This window comes from Ruegeria sp. BHSB064, assembly GCF_059613205.1.
Genome location: NZ_JBXWSB010000018.1, coordinates 35,958 through 54,685, shown reverse-complemented (window position 1 = coordinate 54,685; position 18,728 = coordinate 35,958). Strand labels below are relative to the sequence as shown.

17 protein-coding genes are annotated in these 18,728 nt (G+C 58.9%); 10 read left to right on the top strand and 7 right to left on the bottom strand.

What is annotated here, in order from left to right; genetic code table 11:
* Both AC2FNU_RS06780 and AC2FNU_RS06775 read left to right on the top strand, forming a co-directional pair.
* Positions 1-566: cell cycle transcriptional regulator TrcR (locus AC2FNU_RS06780; protein ID WP_496786409.1), on the top strand; the 566-nt coding region annotated here is incomplete at its 5' end.
* 51 nt (positions 567-617) lie between these two features.
* Positions 618-1,007: a hypothetical protein gene (locus tag AC2FNU_RS06775; protein ID WP_496786406.1), complete on the top strand. Its 390-nt coding sequence runs from the start codon at positions 618-620 to the stop codon at positions 1,005-1,007.
* A 56-nt stretch (positions 1,008-1,063) separates the two neighbouring features.
* On the opposite strand, the gene AC2FNU_RS06770 is transcribed toward AC2FNU_RS06775, so the two are convergent.
* Positions 1,064-2,095: a permease gene (locus AC2FNU_RS06770; RefSeq protein ID WP_496786403.1), complete on the bottom strand. Its 1,032-nt coding sequence runs from the start codon at positions 2,093-2,095 to the stop codon at positions 1,064-1,066.
* Positions 2,088-2,396, bottom strand: coding sequence for an ArsR/SmtB family transcription factor (locus AC2FNU_RS06765; protein ID WP_171095930.1), 309 nt, complete (start codon positions 2,394-2,396; stop codon positions 2,088-2,090). The genes AC2FNU_RS06770 and AC2FNU_RS06765 overlap by 8 nt, the downstream gene beginning before the upstream one ends.
* Positions 2,397-2,528: 132 nt before the next feature.
* On the opposite strand from AC2FNU_RS06765, the gene pdxR reads away from it, so the two are divergent.
* The 6 genes from pdxR to AC2FNU_RS06735 all read left to right on the top strand — a co-directional run bounded on the left by pdxR (position 2,529) and on the right by AC2FNU_RS06735 (position 11,574).
* Positions 2,529-3,989: a MocR-like pyridoxine biosynthesis transcription factor PdxR gene (pdxR, locus tag AC2FNU_RS06760; RefSeq protein ID WP_496786398.1), complete on the top strand. Its 1,461-nt coding sequence runs from the start codon at positions 2,529-2,531 to the stop codon at positions 3,987-3,989.
* A gap of 123 nt (positions 3,990-4,112) precedes the next feature.
* The gene (gene xsc, locus AC2FNU_RS06755; protein ID WP_496786392.1) at positions 4,113-5,888 is read left to right on the top strand and encodes a sulfoacetaldehyde acetyltransferase; all 1,776 of its coding nucleotides are present in this window, start codon (positions 4,113-4,115) and stop codon (positions 5,886-5,888) included.
* 22 nt (positions 5,889-5,910) lie between these two features.
* Positions 5,911-6,918, top strand: coding sequence for a phosphate acetyltransferase (gene pta / locus AC2FNU_RS06750; protein ID WP_496786387.1), 1,008 nt, complete (start codon positions 5,911-5,913; stop codon positions 6,916-6,918).
* A 90-nt stretch (positions 6,919-7,008) separates the two neighbouring features.
* Positions 7,009-9,828, top strand: coding sequence for a molybdopterin oxidoreductase family protein (locus tag AC2FNU_RS06745; RefSeq protein ID WP_496786382.1), 2,820 nt, complete (start codon positions 7,009-7,011; stop codon positions 9,826-9,828).
* Positions 9,829-9,937: 109 nt separating this feature from the next.
* Complete coding sequence (locus AC2FNU_RS06740) at positions 9,938-10,687, top strand: 4Fe-4S dicluster domain-containing protein (RefSeq protein ID WP_496786380.1); 750 nt, start codon at positions 9,938-9,940, stop codon at positions 10,685-10,687.
* Entirely contained in the window at positions 10,687-11,574 is an 888-nt protein-coding gene (locus tag AC2FNU_RS06735) for a dimethyl sulfoxide reductase anchor subunit family protein (protein WP_496786377.1), read from the top strand. Before AC2FNU_RS06740 ends, AC2FNU_RS06735 begins: the two co-directional genes overlap by 1 nt.
* A gap of 138 nt (positions 11,575-11,712) precedes the next feature.
* Here AC2FNU_RS06735 and dapA read toward each other — a convergent pair whose 3' ends face one another.
* Entirely contained in the window at positions 11,713-12,585 is an 873-nt protein-coding gene (gene dapA / locus AC2FNU_RS06730; RefSeq protein ID WP_496786373.1) for a 4-hydroxy-tetrahydrodipicolinate synthase, read from the bottom strand.
* 133 nt (positions 12,586-12,718) lie between these two features.
* Here dapA and AC2FNU_RS06725 point away from each other — a divergent pair, with 133 nt between their 5' ends.
* Positions 12,719-14,692: a lytic transglycosylase domain-containing protein gene (locus AC2FNU_RS06725; RefSeq protein ID WP_496786370.1), complete on the top strand. Its 1,974-nt coding sequence runs from the start codon at positions 12,719-12,721 to the stop codon at positions 14,690-14,692.
* On the opposite strand, the gene AC2FNU_RS06720 is transcribed toward AC2FNU_RS06725, so the two are convergent.
* The gene (locus AC2FNU_RS06720) at positions 14,666-15,535 is read right to left on the bottom strand and encodes a DMT family transporter (RefSeq protein ID WP_171095913.1); all 870 of its coding nucleotides are present in this window, start codon (positions 15,533-15,535) and stop codon (positions 14,666-14,668) included. The genes AC2FNU_RS06725 and AC2FNU_RS06720 overlap by 27 nt on opposite strands.
* Positions 15,532-16,197, bottom strand: coding sequence for a tRNA (5-methylaminomethyl-2-thiouridine)(34)-methyltransferase MnmC2 (gene mnmC2, locus AC2FNU_RS06715; protein ID WP_496786364.1), 666 nt, complete (start codon positions 16,195-16,197; stop codon positions 15,532-15,534). The genes AC2FNU_RS06720 and mnmC2 overlap by 4 nt, the downstream gene beginning before the upstream one ends.
* A 55-nt stretch (positions 16,198-16,252) precedes the next feature.
* Between mnmC2 and AC2FNU_RS06710 the strand changes: the two genes are divergently transcribed.
* Positions 16,253-17,287, top strand: a complete 1,035-nt coding sequence (locus AC2FNU_RS06710; protein ID WP_496786361.1) for an NAD(P)/FAD-dependent oxidoreductase — start codon at positions 16,253-16,255, stop codon at positions 17,285-17,287.
* A 92-nt stretch (positions 17,288-17,379) separates the two neighbouring features.
* Here AC2FNU_RS06710 and AC2FNU_RS06705 read toward each other — a convergent pair whose 3' ends face one another.
* Positions 17,380-17,922 (bottom strand): NADPH-dependent FMN reductase, encoded by a 543-nt coding sequence (locus tag AC2FNU_RS06705; protein WP_496786358.1) that lies wholly within the window; start codon positions 17,920-17,922, stop codon positions 17,380-17,382.
* 132 nt (positions 17,923-18,054) lie between these two features.
* Positions 18,055-18,726, bottom strand: coding sequence for a YiaD family glycine zipper/OmpA-like lipoprotein (locus tag AC2FNU_RS06700; protein WP_496786354.1), 672 nt, complete (start codon positions 18,724-18,726; stop codon positions 18,055-18,057).
* Positions 18,727-18,728 lie beyond the last annotated feature (2 nt).

The following is an 18,728-nucleotide window of genomic DNA, read 5'->3' as shown; positions in this document are numbered from 1 at the left end:
CTGCGCAGAACAACCCGCTTCACAAGCTGAAGCTCAAGTTCAATCCTTCGGCCGCTGGCGAAGAAAAACGCCGTGGTCCGCGTTACACCCCGCTGTCCAAGCGTCAGGACCGCCCGAACTCGATCCTGTGGCTGGTCAAGTTCCACCCCGAACTCAGCGATGGACAGATTGCCAAGCTGGTGGGCACCACCAAACCGACTATCCAGTCGATCCGCGAGCGTACCCACTGGAACATCACCAACATGCAACCCATCGATCCGGTTGCTCTGGGCCTTTGCAAGCAGTCCGAGCTGGACACAGCCGTTCAAAAGGCAGCCGCCAAGAAAGCAGCCGAAGGCGGTGTGATGAGCGATGATGAGCGTCGCAAACTGGTGTCGACTGAACAGTCTCTGGAAATGGATGCCGCGCCGAAGATTCCGACGGCCATCGAAGGGCTCGAAACCTTCTCGCTGTCCGACGATCCGGCCGAAGAAAAAGACGAAGAGGCGATCATCGATGCCGACAGCTTTTTCAATCTGCCCAAAGGCGGGGCGGATGACGAAGACGAGGATGATCTTCGCCCGTAATGTACAATCAGCCCCGGTCGGAACGGCTGGGGCTTTTTTGACGGACTTGTCATGCTTAGCATTCTATCTGCGATCTTTGGCCCCCACCGCGCCGTTACGATCTATGCCTTTGTGAAAACATGGGGTCTTGGATTGGCCGGTGGCGTTGTGATGATTGCCATCGTTACAACCCTCTTTTTGTTGGGGGATGAGGGCGAACACCAGCACGAAGCTTTCCTGACCGTTCCGGTACTATCGGCAACTCCGGTGAATGGTGATCTCAGGAACGGTGTCATCGCCTCGGTCCGCTTGCCCGATGGTTCAGCAACTTCAATCACGTCGACCGAGTCCCCCATTTCCCAGACCGTAGGCACCACAGCTTGCATTGAGAAACGGGTTTACGTCGAAACTGGTGAGGCGCGGTATAGGTTCAAACTGCCAAGCCAGTGCGAAGGCAGTTGATTGGCTGAACCCCAAACGAAAGGCCACCCGATGCTGACAGCGGGTGGCTTTCTTATTCACACCATCTGAAAGATGATGCCTGCGATAATCGCACCGCCTACACCAAGGCCCAAATAGGTCGCAAATACGCGGGGTTTGACCAGCGACCAGACGGCGGCCATGGCCGGGATGGAACTGACGGCACCAGCGACCATGAATGACATGGCAGCGCCTGCTGTCATTCCTTGTTCCATCAAGCCGGCCAACAGTGGTGGTGCCACGTAGGAGTTCAGATAGGCGGGCATACCAACCAAGGCAGCAACAACGATAGGCAGCACACCTTCTCCACCCACCGCGCCAGCGATCAGGTCGGCGGGCACGTAGTTGACCAACAAAGCCTCAAGCACATAGGCCAAAGCCAGCCACTTCAACAGGAACAATCCGTTGTGCACAAACTCTGAACGGAACCGAACGCGGCGCTCGGGCTCCTGCCAGAATTTCCAGACCGGCTTGTCGTCCAGTTTCGGCCCGCAGCCGCAGCATCCGGCGGGTTTGTATGCGCGCAACGGTTGGGCAAACGCACCCTGGCGCATCAGAAGCCGAACCGCGAACCCACCAAACAGGCCAAGTGCGACCGCCGCGACGGCTTTGCCGATGGCAAAGGGCCATCCCAGTGCACCCGCCGTAATCAAAAGCGTCGGCGGGTCGATCAAGGGTGAGCTGAGCCAGAACGCCATAACCGCCGACAGTGGCGCGCCAAGCGCCAGAAGACCTGCGATAAAGGGAATGACCTCACAGGAACAGAAGGGCGCCAGCCCGCCAAACAACGCGGCCAGAAAGATCATCCGGGTTTCACGCCCCTCAAAGGCACGCGCCACCATCACTTCTGCTCCGGTCGCCTTTAGGTACGACAGCAACAGCACGGCAAACAGGATGTATTGGCCCGTATGCGCCAAAGCGTTTGCGGCAAATGTAACCACCTCACGCAAATTGCCGGGGTCCAGAACGGCAACTGCGACAAGGATCACGACGATCAGCGCCCAAGGCGTCTTGATCAGATCCAGCGCACCCTTGGCCGTCACGCGTGGGTTTTGTGTCAACTCAGCCATCGTTCGCGGCCTTTCCAACTTCATCGGCGCAGCATTCACTGAGAATGAACTGTGCCAAGTTTCTCAATTCGTCGTAACAGGCTCGGTTGATCGTAGTCCGACCAATCTTTTCCTGTTCAACCACACCACCAGCCGCAAGAAACCGCAGATGATGCGCCAAGGTCGACGGAGCAATGCCCGTCCGATTTTGAATCTCGCCAACCGTCAAACCGGCCTCACCAGCCCGAACCAAGGTTTTGAGGACTTTCAGCCGGGCCTCCGAGCCCATCGCAGAAAATCCGGCAGCAGCAGCTTCCCACATGAGTCGCCTCCATTAAACTAGATTTCTGGTTATTTAGTTTAATAACGCTTTCCAGTCAACCGGGTCGTTGAAATACGTTCCGATTGCGTAAGTCCAGATTGCACGCCCTTTAAGTCCACCCTATAAGCAGGCATGGGGATTTCGGTCGATACATTCTTTCTGGAACTAAACGGTCAGGGCACACTGCAGGCTCAGATCCAGCAGATGATTGCTGAGGGCATTCTGTCAGGCCGCTTTCACGTTGGAGAGAAACTGCCATCATCGCGAAAACTGGCCGCTCATCTGGGCGTCAGCCGGATCACCGTCACGTTGGCCTATACCGAATTGCTGGCAAATGATTACCTGACGGCCAAGGGGCGATCCGGGTATTACGTTTCCCACAACGCACCTGTCCCACCTAAGTACTCGCCTGTCCAGCGCGGCACAGAATCCGTTGACTGGGACAAAGCGCTGGCACGTCGCTTTCTGGACAGTGACGTTCTGCCAAAACCCAGCGACTGGCGCGAGTACCGCTATCCGTTCATCTATGGTCAGGCCGACCGGACGTTGTTTGATCACGCCAACTGGCGCTTGTGCGCCGTGCGCGCACTGGGACACAAGGACTTCGATTCGCTAACCGGTGATTATGTGGATCAGGATGACCCGCTTCTGGTCGAGTTCATCGCCCGCCACACTCTGCCAAGACGCGGCATTGCAGCCCGCCCCGAAGAGATTCTGATCACACTGGGCGCGCAGAACGCACTCTGGCTGGCGTCGCGCATTTTGCTGACTCACAATCGATCTGCCGTGATTGAAGACCCCTGCTATTACGCGCTGCGGAGCCTGCTGAACCATTGGGACTGCGCGGTAACGCCCCTGAGCGTCGATCAGAACGGACTGCCACCCGAAACGATCCCAGACGATGCCGACGTCATCTTTACCACCCCCAGCCATCAAAGCCCGACGACGGCGACAATGCCGATCGCACGCCGCAATCAGCTGCTGGATCGAGCGCGCGAACTGGATGCAATGGTGGTCGAGGATGATTACGAGTTCGAAATGGCCTTTCGCGGTGCGCCTTCTCCGGCACTCAAGTCCATGGATCGGGATGGGCGCGTGATTTACGTCGGCAGTTTCTCCAAATCGCTGTTCCCCGGTTTGCGGCTTGGATACATGGTCGGTTCCGAGCCGTTTATCCGTGAGGCACGCGCGCTTCGGTCTTTGGTTCTGCGCCACCCACCGGGGCACATCCAACGTACCGCTGCCTATTTCCTTTCGCTGGGCCATTACGACGCGCAGATCCGGCGCATGTCGCAAGCCCTGCAAGAGCGGCGCGCCGCAATGAACACTGCCATCGAAGACAGCGGGCTGACCGTGGCCGGGCGCGGCGTGATTGGCGGCTCGTCAATGTGGATGTCAGCGCCCGAGCATATCGACACAACCCAACTGGCATTGAGGTTGCAAACTCAGGGCGTTCACATTGAACCAGGTGCACCGTTTTTCTCTGGACCGGAGAGGCCACAGAATTACTACCGCCTTGGCTACTCCTCTATTTCGACCGACCGCATCGCACCTGGTGTAAAATTGATCGCGGACGCCATTCGGACTACCTAAACCACATCTGGACCTAATTTGGGTTTCGTTTTGGCCCTAACGCCAACCGCACCCATACGCCAAAACCGTATCAAACCCCGGGCACTTTACCCGGCTTCACCCACTTGTTTGGAGAGCACTCACATGAAGATGACCACCGAAGAAGCCTTTGTTAAGGTTCTGCAAATGCACGGGATCGAACATGCGTTCGGTATCATTGGCTCAGCGATGATGCCGATCTCGGATCTGTTCCCAAAAGCTGGAATCATGTTCTGGGACTGCGCCCATGAAGGCAGCGCAGGCATGATGGCCGACGGATATACCCGTGCCACCGGCAAGATGTCGATGATGATCGCGCAGAACGGCCCCGGCATCACCAACTTCGTGACCGCTGTCAAAACCGCCTACTGGAACCACACTCCGCTGCTGCTGGTGACCCCGCAGGCGGCGAACAAGACCATCGGTCAGGGCGGTTTTCAGGAAGTCGAGCAGATGAAACTGTTCGAAGACATGGTTGCTTATCAGGAAGAGGTTCGTGACCCGTCCCGCGTCTGCGAGGTTCTGAACCGCGTGATCATGCAGGCCAAACGCGCCAGCGGTCCGGCTCAGCTGAACATCCCCCGCGATATGTGGACTCAAGTCATCGACGTTGACTTGCCTGCTATTGTTGAATTCGAGCGTCCCTCGGGCGGTGAAACCGCTGTGTCGCAGGCGGCCGAGTTGCTGTCGAACGCAAAAAACCCTGTCATCCTGAACGGCGCGGGTGTGGTGCTGTCCGAAGGCGGTATTGACGCCTCGAAAGCCCTAGCCGAACGTCTGGATGCGCCTGTCTGCGTGGGTTATCAGCACAACGACGCTTTCCCGGGTTCGCACCCGCTGTTTGCCGGTCCGCTGGGTTATAACGGCTCGAAAGCCGGGATGGAGCTGATCAGCGAAGCAGATGTGGTTCTGTGCCTCGGCACCCGTCTGAACCCGTTCTCGACCCTGCCCGGCTATGGCATGGAATACTGGCCTGCCAATGCCAAAATCATCCAGGTTGACATCAACCCGGATCGTATCGGCCTGACCAAGACAGTCACCGTTGGTATCGTTGGTGACGCGGCCAAGGTCGCAAAAGGTATTCTGGCCCAGTTGTCGGACACTGCGGGTGACGAGGGCCGCGCGGACCGCAAGGCCAAGATCGCGCAAAAGAAATCCGCTTGGGCGCAGCAGCTTTCGAGCATGGATCACGAAGATGATGATCCGGGCACCAGCTGGAACGAACGCGCACGTGCCGCCAAGCCCGATTGGATGAGCCCCCGCATGGCATGGCGCGCCATTCAGGCTGCACTGCCGAAAGAGGCAATCATCTCCTCTGACATCGGCAATAACTGCGCCATCGGCAACGCCTATCCGTCCTTCGAGGAAGGCCGCAAATATCTGGCCCCCGGCCTGTTTGGACCCTGCGGCTATGGCCTGCCCGCCATCGTTGGTGCAAAAATCGGCCAGCCCGACGTTCCGGTTGTCGGCTTCGCCGGTGACGGTGCCTTTGGTATCGCGGTGAACGAACTGACTGCGATTGGCCGCGAAGAATGGCCCGCCGTAACCCAGATCGTCTTCCGCAACTACCAGTGGGGCGCGGAAAAGCGCAACTCGACCCTGTGGTTCGATGACAACTTCGTCGGCACTGAACTGGACACCAAAGTGTCTTACGCCGGTATCGCAAATGCCTGCGGTTTGAAGGGTGTTGTTGCGCGTACTCAGGACGAGCTGACCGCAGCGCTGAACCAGGCGATCGAAGATCAGAAGAACGGCATCACCACCCTGATCGAAGCCATGATCAATCAGGAACTGGGTGAACCTTTCCGCCGCGACGCGATGAAGAAACCTGTCGCAGTTGCAGGCGTTTCGGCTGACGACATGCGCGAGCAAGCCGTATAACCAAGGAACGAGGCCGGAGCGAATGACCCTGACACCCATTGAGCTGTTGCGGCAGAACGCTCCGGCCCTCCGCCCTGTTATTTCTTTATGCGAAGGCAGTGATCCCCGTGTTGTTGCGGGGGCGCTTGCCGCCCACAAGGCCGATCTGGCCGACGTAATCCTGGTCGGCCCGCAAGCCGAAGTCGAAGCCGCCCTGACAGATCAAGGGGCGGCGCCTTCACCAGGTGTCGCTGTGCATGACCCCATGAACTCGGATCTGACCGAGGAATTTGCCCAGACGTTCTTCGAACTTCGTCAGCACAAGGGTGTGGATCTGACCAAAGCCCGCGCTGCAGTTGAATCAGCGCCAGTCTACGCCGCCATGCTGGTGCGCAGCAGGCGCGCCACCGGCACGGTTGGCGGCGCAGTGCACACGACCGGAGACATCGTCCGCGCCGCAATCCAAGTGATCGGAATGGCGTCAAATGCCGGAATGGTGTCGTCTTTTTTCCTGATGTACCCGCCTGAAAACGCCCCACCCGGTGCGCGGGCGATGCTTTATTCAGACTGCGGCCTGGTCATCAACCCGTCTGCCTCTGAGTTGAGCAAAATCGCCATCGCCTCGGCCGCCTCAGCAAAAACTCTTTTGCAGGTCGACCCCAAGATCGCGATGCTCAGCTTTTCCACGAAGGGCAGCGCCAGACATCCGGATGTAGACAAGGTGATCGAGGCCACAGACACGCTGCGTCAGACAGCACCTGATCTTGCGGTCGATGGCGAGCTACAATTCGACGCCGCTTTTGTCCCTTCAGTGGGCGACCGCAAATCCCCCGGATCATCCGTCGCCGGTCAAGCCAACGTAATGATTTTCCCAAATCTCGATGCGGGCAATATCGGCTACAAGATCACCCAAAGGCTGGGTGGCTACACCGCAATTGGCCCGGTGCTTCAGGGGCTGGCCCAGCCAGCCAACGACCTGTCGCGCGGCTGCACCGCCGAAGATGTAACCCAAATGATCGCCGTAACTGCCCTGCAAGCCAGCAAAACGTAATGCACTCTTTCACACCGTTTCTCGGAACAGTGTTCTCAAATCGGGAAGAAACTGACACATTCATCCCGACATAACCGACAGGACCCGCCAATGACCCATCAGCAGCCGATCCTTGATACGTCTCCGAAGGTTTCGGACGAGGTTCGCAAGACCACGTGCTATATGTGCGCCTGCCGTTGCGGCATCAACGTACACATGAAAGATGGCAAGGTTGCCTATATCGAAGGCAACCGCGACCACCCTGTAAACAAAGGCGTTCTATGCGCCAAAGGCAGCGCCGGGATCATGCAGGTCAACGCGCCCTCGCGTCTGCGCAAACCACTGCGCCGTGTAGGTCCGCGCGGATCGGGCGAGTTTCGCGAAATCGAGTGGGACGAAGCGATCAGCACGGCCGTCGGCTGGCTGAACGAGTTGCACGAGACCGCACCGCAAAAACTGGCCTTCTTCACCGGTCGGGATCAGAGCCAGAGCTTCACATCCTTCTGGGCGCAGAATTTCGGCACGCCAAACTATGCGGCTCATGGCGGGTTTTGTTCGGTGAACATGGCTGCGGGCGGCATCTACACCATGGGTGGTGCCTTCTGGGAATTCGGCCAGCCTGACTGGGACCATACAAAACTGTTCATACTGTTTGGCGTGGCCGAAGATCACGACAGCAACCCAATCAAGATGGGTATCGGCAAAATCAAAGCACGCGGCGCGCGGGTGATCGGTGTGAATCCGATCCGATCCGGCTATAACGCCGTCGCCGATGACTGGGTCGGAATCACGCCGGGCACCGATGGGTTGTTCATCCTGTCGCTGATCCATGTGCTCATGAAGGCAGGCAAGATCGACCTCGACTATCTCAGCCGCTACACCAACGCGCCGGTGCTGGTGAACGCTGCGGAGGGGCCTGAAAAGGGCCTGTTCCTGCGCGACGCTGACGGAAAACCGCTCGTCATCGACCGCGCGACCGGCAAACCCACCGCGTTCGACAAACCCGGCGTCCGCCCTGACTTGGCAGCAACCTACGAAAAAGACGGCGTCACCCACCGTCCGGTCTTCCACCTGATGGCCGAGAAATACCTGTCCGACGACCACGCCCCCGAAGCGGTCGCCGAGCGCTGCGGCATCCCAGCCAAACGCATCCGCGCCATCGCGGCGGAAATCGCCCGCGTCGCCTTTGACGAAGCATTCGAGCTGGACCATGAATGGACCGACTTCCGGGGTGAGACACATTCCAAGATGATCGGTCGTCCGGTCAGCTTCCACGCCATGCGTGGTATCTCGGCCCACGCCAACGGGTTTCAAACGTGTCGCTCACTGCATGTGCTGCAAATCCTGTTGGGCACGGTCGAGGTCCCCGGCGGTTTCCGTTTCAAACCGCCCTACCCCAAGCCGATTGAGGCACATCCGACCCCACATGGCGACCGCCGCCCCGGACGTCCGCTGGAAGGGCCGCATCTGGGCTTCCCGCGTGGGCCCGAGGACCTGTTGCTGGATGAGGAAGGCAACGCACAGCGCATTGATAAGGCGTTCACTTGGGAAAACCCAATGTCTGCCCACGGGCTGATGCATATGGTGATCTCTAACGCCGCCGCCGGTGATCCGTACAAGATTGACACACTGTTCATGTATATGGCGAACATGTCGTGGAACTCCTCCATGAACACCAAGGGTGTGATGGAGATGCTGACGGCGAAGACCGAAGACGGAAAATACGTCATCCCCAAGATCATCTATTCCGACGCCTACTCCTCGGAAATGGTGGCTTATGCCGACCTGATCCTGCCTGACACCACCTATCTCGAGCGGCACGATTGTATCTCGCTGCTTGACCGCCCGATTTGTGAGGCCGACGCCGCCGCCGACGCGATCCGCTGGCCGGTAATCGAGCCTGACCGCGACGTGCGCGGCTTCCAGTCCGTTCTGATCGAACTCGCCAACCGCATGAGCCTACCCGGTTTCACCAACGAAGACGGCACACCCAAGTGGAAGGACTACGCCGACTATATCGTCAACCACCAGCGCAAGCCGGGCATCGGCCCCCTTGCCGGGTTCCGCGGTGAAAACGGTGACAAGGAAGGGCGCGGAGAGGTCAATCCCGACCAGCTGGACCGCTATATCGAAAACGGTGGCTTCTACGTCGCGCACATCCCCGAAGGCGCGGATTACTACAAACCCTGGAACGCAGCCTATCAGGACTGGGCTGTTGGCATGGGGCTCTATGACAGTCCACAGCCATACCTGTTCCAACTTTATTCCGAGCCGATGCGCAAATTCCAGTTGGCCGCTGAAGGGCATGGCGACCGCCAGCCGCCCGACCACCTGCGTCAGCGGATCAAAGATACGATGGACCCGCTGCCCATCTGGTATGAAACCGACCAGCAGGGCAGCGATGGTTTTACCGTCAACGCACTGACCCAACGCCCGATGGCGATGTATCACAGCTGGGGCACTCAGAACGCGTGGCTGCGCCAGCTCCACGGTCGTAACCCGCTCTATGTCCCGACCAAACTGATGCGGGACCATGGGTTGCAAGATGGCGACTGGGCCAAGGTCACCTCTCCGCACGGAGAAATCATCGTGCCTGTCATGGAAATGGCCGCGCTGAACGACAACACCGTCTGGACCTGGAACGCCATAGGGAAACGAAAAGGGGCCTGGGCGCTTCAAGAAGATGCTCCCGAGGCCACCAAAGGCTTCCTCCTCAACCACCTGATCCACGAATTGCTGCCACCCAAAGGCGATGGCATGCGGTGGGCCAACTCCGACCCGGTGACAGGTCAGGCTGCGTGGTTCGATCTCAAAGTTAAAATCGAAAAAGCCGCCCCTCCGACAGATACCGAAAGCCAACCAGAGTTTGCACTGATCAAGTCGCCTGTTGGCACCGGCCCGAAGGACATCGCGTGGAAGGTCGGCAAATGAACCGGATCCGCCCTTCATCTGGCCAAAAATATCTCGGGGGTGAATTGAGCCAAAGGCTCAATAGGGGGCTGGCCCCCTCCCCCGCCCATAACAGCCGAGGTTCCCTGACATGACCCAGCTTCCCCAATCCACCGAACGTAAAATGGGTCTTGTCATCGACCTGGATACCTGTGTCGGTTGCCACGCCTGCGTGATCTCTTGCAAGGGATGGAACACGGAAAACTACGGCGCGCCCCTGTCGGACCAGGACGCCTATGGCGGCAGCCCGTCGGGCACCTTCCTGAACCGCGTGCATTCCTATGAGGTACAGCCGGAACAGGGTCACGCTCAACTGATCCACTTCCCGAAATCCTGCCTGCATTGCGAAGATGCTCCCTGTGTCACTGTCTGCCCCACCGGCGCCAGCTATAAACGCGTCGAAGACGGGATCGTGCTGGTCAATGAAAGCGACTGTATCGGCTGTGGTCTTTGCGCCTGGTCCTGTCCTTACGGTGCCCGGGAACTGGATGTGGCAGAAGGCGTCATGAAAAAATGCACGCTCTGCGTTGACCGTATCTACAACGAAAACCTGCCCGAGGTAGATCGTGTGCCCTCATGCGTGCGCACCTGCCCGGCTGGTGCCCGGCACTTTGGCGATCTGGGCGACCCTGACAGCGATGTCAGCAAACTCGTAGCAGATCGGGGTGGTATGGACCTTATGCCAGAAATGGGGACCAAACCCGTCAACAAATACCTGCCGCCGCGCCCCAAGGACACGGTGGAGGAACAGATCGACATTTTGGCCCCCCTCCTGGCACCCGTCGCTGAAGAACCCAAGGGTTTCCTCGGCTGGCTCGACAAGACGCTGGAGAAACTCTGATGCACCCCGCACCTTCCGTTATTATCTTCACCACTTTGTCCGGGTTGGGATTTGGCTTGCTGTTTTTCCTCGGGCTCGGCCAGCCTGCGGCGACCGGCTTTGTGGCGTTTGTATTTTACGTCATCGCTTATGCGCTGGCAGTGGGTGGTCTGCTGGCCTCGACCTTCCATTTGGGTCACCCCGAACGCGCCTGGAAGGCGTTCAGCCAATGGAAATCGAGCTGGCTCAGCCGTGAAGGGGTTTGTGCCGTGGCGGCCCTGGTGGTCATGGGGCTTTTTGCATTCGGTGCAGTTTTTCTGGGCAGCCATTGGACAGTTCTGGGTTGGCTCGGCGCGTTCTTCAGTCTTGCGACCGTGTTTACCACCTCGATGATCTACACCCAGCTCAAGACCATCCCGCGCTGGAACATGGAACTGACGCCTGTCATGTTCCTGTCCTTCAGCCTGGCCGGAGGTGCCCTGCTGTCCGGGGCCGAAACACTGGCCCCTTGGTTGCTTGCCATCGCCGGTGCGGTACAGCTTGCATATTGGGCCAAGGGCGACGGTGCATTCGCACGATCCGGCACCACGCTGAGCACTGCCACCGGGCTGGGCGTCCACGGTAATGTGCGCGCATTCGAGCCGCCGCATACGGGTACCAACTATCTGCTGCGCGAATTCGTCCATGTGGTTGGGCGCAAACACGCGCAGAAACTGCGGATCATTTCCTTTGTTCTGGCCTTTGTGCTGCCTTTGCTGCTGATCCTGATCCCGGTCTCGGGTGTCGTGATCAAGCATCTCTTCGCCTTGCTGGCCGTTGCATCACATCTGGCGGGCGTGGCGACGTCGCGCTGGTTGTTCTTTGCGCAAGCTGAGCATGTTGTCGGGCTTTACTACGGGAAACGGTAAGAAAGGGGGCTCTGCCCCCACTGCGCGTACCGCGCATCTCCCCCGAGGTATTTTTAGCCAGATGAAGATTGGATCCGGCAAATGAAAACGGGCGGCGCCCGGGATGCGAGGCCGCCCTTTTGTCATTTCGGATCCGACTTAGATCAGATCAGCATGGGCCATTGCGGCCTCGATTGAAGCCTTGGTGCTGTCCGCAAGCTCGGTCAGAGGCGAACGCACTTCGGTGGAGCAAAGGCCCAGTTTGCTGAGTGCGTATTTGGCGCCGACAAGACCCGGTTCGATAAAGATGGCCTCGTGCAGCGGCATCAGCTTGTCCTGATAGTCCAGCGCTTTTGCATAGTCTCCGGCCAGTGTGGCCTGTTGGAATTCGGCGCACAATTTGGGTGCCACGTTTGCCGTGACCGAGATGCAGCCGACACCGCCATGGGCATTGAACCCAAGCGCGGTCGCATCTTCACCGGACAGCTGGCAGAAATCAGCCCCACAGGTCGCGCGCTGTTGGCTGACCCGGGCCAGATCGCCCGTTGCGTCTTTGACGCCGATGATGCGCGGTAGCTTGGACAGTTCACCCATTGTTGCCGGGGTCATGTCAACAACGGACCGTCCGGGAATGTTGTAGATGATGATCGGAATATCCGCGGCTTCGTGAAGGGCCTGGAAATGCGCGATCAGGCCCTTTTGGGTCGGCTTGTTGTAATAAGGCGTGACAACCAGCGCTGCATCCGCACCGACTTTTTCGGCGAATTGAACGAACCGAACAGCTTCGACGGTATTGTTCGACCCGGCCCCGGCGATGACCGGAACGCGACCGGCCGCTGTTTTCACGACCTCTTCGATCACCGTTTCATGCTCATCGTGGCTGAGCGTGGGGCTTTCGCCCGTGGTTCCAACTGGTACCAACCCGGTCGAGCCTTCGGCAATCTGCCACTCCACAAGGTGTTTGAGCGTCTTCAGGTCCAACTCGCCGTTGTTGAACGGGGTGACGAGGGCTGGCATTGAGCCTTTGAACATGACACGCTCCTTAAGGTGCATTTTGCGGTTTTTGCGCCGCGGTCCCTCACGTTTCCAGCTTTGTGAGTTGATCCCGGCGACGCACGGTTTATCCTCACAGGCTCTATCCTCGGTTGGTTGGGAAATGCAAGGGATGACACGCTTTCTGACAGTGTTGACTGCTGTGATTCTGTACTCTGTGACAGCACCGCAGCTTGCGCGGGCGGATGCCGCAGGTGATTTGCGCGCCGGGCTTTATGAAATGCGAAAAGGCGACTGGAATGCCGCATTGCGGGTTTCAGGCCAACGCGGCTCTGTTTCCCGCGACATCATCGTCTGGCACTGGCTGCGCGAAGGGTTCGGCAGCTCGGGCGATGTGCTGGTGTTTCTCGACCGCCGCCCGGACTGGCCTGGGATGGCATGGCTGCGCCGCAAGAGCGAGCCGGTCTTTACCGGGGCGGACCCGGACAGGGTTCTGAAATTCTATGCTGACATGCCGCCGCAAACAGCGGAAGGCGCCTTGAATTATGCAATCGCCCTGAAGGCAAAGGGGCGTGTGGGGGACGCCGAAGCGGATATCGTCACCGCGTGGCGGACCATGCCAATGGGTTCCGGACTGCAGAAAACGTATCTTGAGAACTTTGCGAAGCTGTTGAAGCCCCATCACGCCGCGCGGCTGGACCGAATGCTGTGGGATGGTCATCTGGTCAGCGCGGGCCAGATGCTACCGCTGGTCAGTGCAGACCAGCGCAAACTGGCCGAGGCGCGAATCGCATTGCAAAAGCGCCAGCCCGGTGTGGACGGCAAGGTGGCAGCAGTTCCGAAATCTCTGATGGATGCGCCCGGGCTTGCCTTTGACCGATTTGTCTGGCGGGACAGGAAGGAATTGGACGACAGCGCCATAGACCTGATGCTGGCGCGTTCAACAGGGCCGGATGCGTTGGGCGAGCCTGACAAATGGGCTGAAGGGCGCCGTCGCCTGGCACGGCTTGAGATGCGGTCCGGACGATCGGCGCGCGCATATGACGTGGCGGCCAATCATCACATGACCCCTGAAATGGGTTATGGTTATGCCGACTTGGAGTGGCTGGCCGGTTTTTTGGCACTGCGCAAGCTGAATGACCCTGCAACCGCCGTGCGGCATTTCCAGAATTTTTCCGATGCGGTTCAATCACCAATTTCAAAAGGGCGTGGTGGTTATTGGCTTGGACGTGCTTACGCAGCGCTGGGGGATGCGGACAAAGCGTATGACGCCTATGCAGTGGGGGCGGATTATCAAACCTCGTTCTACGGATTGTTGGCCGCTGAACGCATCGGGCGACCGTTTGACGCGGAGCTGGCCAATCCGCGTAGAGCACCGCATTGGCGGGAAGCGGAGTTTGCGAATTCCAGTGTTCTGGAAGCCGGGCTTTTGCTGTTGAAGGCCGGAGAGGGCAACCTCTCCGAGAGGTTTCTGACACATCTGGTCGAAACCCTTGACCCGGTGCAGGCCAATCAACTTGGTGACCTGGTCATCGAACTGAAACAGCCACATCTGGCCGTGATGATTGCAAAACGGGCGGCAACCACGGGCACGGTGTTGCCTGCAGCCTATTACCCGGTGCATCCGGTGGCAGACATGCGCCTGCCGATGGCCAAAGAAATGACGCTGGCGATTGCACGACGCGAAAGCGAGTTTGATCCTGTCGTCATCAGCGGCGCGGGCGCGCGTGGTCTGATGCAGGTGATGCCCGCAACAGCCAAGCTGGTCGCGGGTGAGTTGGGCATCCTCAGTGGCCACCAAACAGGACGATTGACGACGGACTGGCAGTACAACGCCAAGCTGGGGGCCAACTACCTTTCAGGTCTGGCGGCTGATTTCAACGGCAACGTGGTGATGATGGCCGCTGGGTATAACGCGGGACCCAGACGCCCGATCTCGTGGATGGAGCGTTTTGGAGATCCACGCGCAGGCGAGGTGGATATCGTTGACTGGATCGAGACGATACCTTTCAGCGAAACCCGCAACTACGTGATGCGCGTGACCGAAAGCCTGCCTGTCTACCGCGCGCGGTTGGGTCAACCCGCGCTGCCTGTTCCGTTCTCACAGGAACTGGTCGGGTCATCTCTGGCGGCGTTCGCGCCATAAGGTGAACAGTCCTGCGGCCACAACAATCGCTGCGCCTGCTACAACTTCGGGGCGCAGCGTTTCGCCAAAGACTGAAATCCCCAGCATCGCGCTCCAGACCAGATGGAAATAGGCGAAGGGTTGCACCGCGCTCGCCTCGGCCATCTCATAGCACTTGATCAGCAACCAGTGACCGGACGCACCACTGACGCACAGCAACGCCATCCACCCCCAATCAGCAGGCACCATCGGCTCCCAGAACCAAATACCGACCAGAGTCATTGCGACGGAACCTGCGACGCCGGTCCAGAAAAAACTGGTGGCCGTGCTGTCTTGCCGGGCGGCATAGCGTGTCAGCAGGGCGTAGACTGCAAACATCAGGGCCGAGATGAGGGGAATGATCGCCCAGGGGTTAAATACGCCTGCGCCTGGTTGCAAAATGATCAGAACGCCAATGCACCCTACCCCGATCGCGCTCCACCGGCGCCACCCGACCTGCTCACCCAATACCGGCCCGCTTAGCGCGGCGACAAGCAAAGGATAGCAGATGAAGACGGCCATGCTGTCGATCAAGCCGAGTATGGTGAACCCAAAGACCGCGACACAGATCTCGGCCGCCAGTAACACACCACGGGTTATTTGCAGACCCAACTGATTTGTCTGCGTGGCTGCCCTCAGCCCACCGGGTGATCGTGCCGCCAGTGCAATGACAAACGCCGCGAAGAACCAATAGCGGACCATCACGACCATGTAGGTGTTGTAGGTCCCGGCCAGATGCCGCGAGATACCATCCTGCAAAGCAAAAACAATTGTGGCGCCCACCATCAGAGCGATGCCCGCGCCGATATTGTTCTTCTGCGTCATGCTTTGACTGCCCGCGTCATGTGTCGCTTGCGGCCATAGCCCGGTGTGCGCATCACGTTGAAACCAGCATCCTCCAACCCCCGACGCACAAAACCAGCGGCGGTGTAGGTGGCGGCCGTCCCCTCTGCTACGGTGTGGTTTGCAACCTCTTGCATCAGGTCCGCCCCCCACAGTTCCGGGTTCTTGGCGGGCGAAAACCCGTCAAGAAACCAAGCGTCCGCCTTTCCGGCCCATTTCGGCAAAGTCTCACGCGCATCACCAATGATCACCTCGAACTGAAGAGTGTCGAGCATGCATTCGCGACCCGCCCAGTGTGCGAGAAACCTGCTGCTCCACGGTTGCAACTCGGGAAACGCCTTAAGCGCATGATGCATATCTTCCGTGGCCATTGGAAAAGCTTCGAAACTGGTAAGCCGCAAGGGTCCGGTTTGGCCGGATTTCTCCCACTCCGACCATACGGTCAGCAGGTTCAACCCGGTGCCAAAACCAAGTTCGGCGATGTGAAAACCGGGTGTGAATCGCGCGGGCAGATCGTTGCCCGCCAGAAACACATGGCGCGTCTCTTCCAGCCCGTTCTGCAACGAATAATAGGGATCGTCGAAACGATCCGAGACCGGTATCTGATCCTCGGTCCACGTCAATTTGGCACGCTGGTCTGCCATCTGGGAATCCTGTAGCTAAGCGGCGCGACACTGAACAAGGAAAAGGGAATTGGCAATGGTCGATGTGACGGTGCGCGGCGCAGGGATTTTCGGCCTGTCCATCGCGTGGACCTGTGCCCGGCGCGGCGCAAAAGTGCAGGTTGTCGATCCGTTCGGTCCGGGGGCTGGGTCCAGCGGTGGACTTGTTGGTGCATTGGCCCCACATGTGCCGGAAAACTGGAATGCCAAGAAAGCCTTTCAGTTCGACAGCCTGATCATGGCCGAACCATTCTGGAGGCAAGTCGAGGAAACCGGCGGCGTTTCCCCCGGTTATGGTCGGTTGGGTCGCCTTCAACCCATCCCGGATGCCCGCAGCCTTGACCTGGCGCGGCAGCGTGAAGGTACGGCAGATGAACTTTGGAAAGGTCAGGCCGAATGGCGCGTGATCAGCACTGCGCAGGCTGGTACATGGTGCCCGCCCAGCCCCACCGGGTTTGTCATCCGGGATACTCTGACCGCACGGATGCACCCCCGAAGGGCCTGCGCTGCGCTTGTGGCCGCCCTTGAGGTTATGGGCGTTCACGTTGTCAATGACGCGAAAAACCAAGGACAGGTTGTGCACGCAACTGGCCTTGCCGGGTTACAAGAGCTCAACGATGCCTACGGCAAGACCGTCGGAAACGGCGTCAAAGGGCAAGCTGCTTTGTTGCGCTTTGATGCTGGTGAGGTTCCACAGCTTTTTGCTGATGCGATACATATCGTGCCCCACGCAGACGGTACGCTCGCGATTGGGTCAACGTCGGAACGGGAGTATGACGATCCCACTAGCACAGATGCCGCTCTGGACGATGTGATCGACCGCGCCACACGCGCCCTGCCGCTGCTGCACGGGGCCGAGGTAATAGAACGCTGGGCCGGTGTCCGCCCCCGCAGCAAAAGCCGCGCACCAATGCTGGGGGCGCATCCATTGCATAAGGGGCAGTTCATCGCCAATGGAGGTTTCAAAATCGGGTTTGGCATGGCCCCCAAGATCGCCGAGGTCATGGCTGATCTCATGCTGGAAGACCGGGATGTTATCCCCGAAGATTTCCGGCCCGACGCCTCATTGTGACCGCGGCACTCAACGGGATGGGCGCATAGGCACAAGGCCACCCGATGAGGCCAGTCAGCCAGAACGTGCCACACCCGATACGCAGACCGGTTTCAAAAACCGGCCTCGGCCCGAAGTTTCTGCATCAGTTTATGCAGTGACTTTTCATAGCGGTCAGAGGCCAGTTTTCCGTGTTCGTCGAACTCGTTCGAACTGTCTGCCAGATGGATTTCAGGTCCCTGCAGAATGCGCGGCTGGAAGGGCACCATAAACGACCGCAGGATCATCTGCGCGCGCTCACCGCCAGCGCGACCTGCCGCCGCCGACATAACGGCAACCGGTTTGTCGGCCCACGGATTGCCTTGCGTGCGGCTCACCCAATCCAGCGCGTTCTTCAAAACGCCCGATGGACCCTTGTTGTATTCCGGCGTCGAGATAATAACCGCATCTGACTGCGCGATTTGATCCGCCAAAGACTGCACCGCTGCCGGGATCCCCTCACCCTCTTCCAGATCTCCGTCATAAAGGGGCAAGTTCAGGTCTGCTTCGACAAAGCGGGCCGGATCAAACAACCGGGCCGCTTCACGCAACAACTTGCGGTTGGTCGCATCCTGACGCAGGGATCCGGACAAGCCGAGGAGAGTGGGTTGAGACATCTAGGGAAACTCCGTTTCAGTGATTTTCTGAAAACTAGCCCGAGTTTGACCTGTTCCAAACCCCATTTGACGCACAGTCAATGCGCAAACGGGGCCGCCCATGGCGACCCCGTACAAAATGCTTAATCCGCGTTACGCGTTTCCGCTGGGCACGACAACGATTTCAACCCGTCGGTTTTGCGCCTTGCCTTCCGGTGTCAGGTTCGAGGCAACGGGATTGTTTTCGCCCTGACCGATTGTTGTGATGCGATTAAAGCTGACACCATTGGCCTGCAGGATATCCGCAACTGCATTGGCACGACGCTCCGACAGCCCTTGATTGTAACCCGCGTCGCCGTCGCTGTCCGTGTGACCGATGATCTGCACGTTCGAGTTGGGGTAATTGACGAGGTTCTGGCCCACTTTCACCAGATCAGATCGCAGCGCCGGGCGCACGGTCGAGCTGTCGGTGTCAAAGGTGATATCGTTGGGAACAGTCACAATCAGCCGGTCCCCCGCATTCACGATGGTGATCCCGTCATTTGCCAATTGCTGACGCAGCTCAGCCGCCTGTTTGTCCAACTGGTTGCCGATCAGGCCACCACCGGCTGCGCCAATTGCAGCCCCCGCCAGCGCCCCAAGACCCGGGTTCGAGTTGTTGGCGATTGCGCCAATGCCCGCCCCGACAAGACCGCCCAAAACGGCACCCTGTTTGGCGTTCTGGTTCGGATCGCTCTGCACCGACAACGTACCCGGATCTGTACAGGCCGAAAGAACAAGGACCGAACTTAGCCCTGTGGCCAGAATAAACTTGGAAATCGTCATGA

Excerpts from the sequence above, each read along its gene's own strand:
- AC2FNU_RS06765 (WP_171095930.1), bottom strand. The coding sequence starts at position 2,396 with ATGTGGGAAGCTGCTGCTGCCGGATTTTCTGCGATGGGCTCGGAGGCC.
- dapA (WP_496786373.1), bottom strand. The coding sequence starts at position 12,585 with ATGTTCAAAGGCTCAATGCCAGCCCTCGTCACCCCGTTCAACAACGGC.
- AC2FNU_RS06700 (WP_496786354.1), bottom strand. The coding sequence starts at position 18,726 with ATGACGATTTCCAAGTTTATTCTGGCCACAGGGCTAAGTTCGGTCCTT.
- AC2FNU_RS06775 (WP_496786406.1), top strand. The coding sequence starts at position 618 with ATGCTTAGCATTCTATCTGCGATCTTTGGCCCCCACCGCGCCGTTACG.
- AC2FNU_RS06740 (WP_496786380.1), top strand. The coding sequence starts at position 9,938 with ATGACCCAGCTTCCCCAATCCACCGAACGTAAAATGGGTCTTGTCATC.
- AC2FNU_RS06745 (WP_496786382.1), top strand. The coding sequence starts at position 7,009 with ATGACCCATCAGCAGCCGATCCTTGATACGTCTCCGAAGGTTTCGGAC.
- AC2FNU_RS06710 (WP_496786361.1), top strand. The coding sequence starts at position 16,253 with ATGGTCGATGTGACGGTGCGCGGCGCAGGGATTTTCGGCCTGTCCATC.
- AC2FNU_RS06735 (WP_496786377.1), top strand. The coding sequence starts at position 10,687 with ATGCACCCCGCACCTTCCGTTATTATCTTCACCACTTTGTCCGGGTTG.
- AC2FNU_RS06720 (WP_171095913.1), bottom strand. The coding sequence starts at position 15,535 with ATGACGCAGAAGAACAATATCGGCGCGGGCATCGCTCTGATGGTGGGC.
- pta (WP_496786387.1), top strand. The coding sequence starts at position 5,911 with ATGACCCTGACACCCATTGAGCTGTTGCGGCAGAACGCTCCGGCCCTC.
- AC2FNU_RS06770 (WP_496786403.1), bottom strand. The coding sequence starts at position 2,095 with ATGGCTGAGTTGACACAAAACCCACGCGTGACGGCCAAGGGTGCGCTG.
- AC2FNU_RS06705 (WP_496786358.1), bottom strand. The coding sequence starts at position 17,922 with ATGTCTCAACCCACTCTCCTCGGCTTGTCCGGATCCCTGCGTCAGGAT.
- AC2FNU_RS06725 (WP_496786370.1), top strand. The coding sequence starts at position 12,719 with ATGACACGCTTTCTGACAGTGTTGACTGCTGTGATTCTGTACTCTGTG.
- mnmC2 (WP_496786364.1), bottom strand. The coding sequence starts at position 16,197 with ATGGCAGACCAGCGTGCCAAATTGACGTGGACCGAGGATCAGATACCG.
- pdxR (WP_496786398.1), top strand. The coding sequence starts at position 2,529 with ATGGGGATTTCGGTCGATACATTCTTTCTGGAACTAAACGGTCAGGGC.
- xsc (WP_496786392.1), top strand. The coding sequence starts at position 4,113 with ATGAAGATGACCACCGAAGAAGCCTTTGTTAAGGTTCTGCAAATGCAC.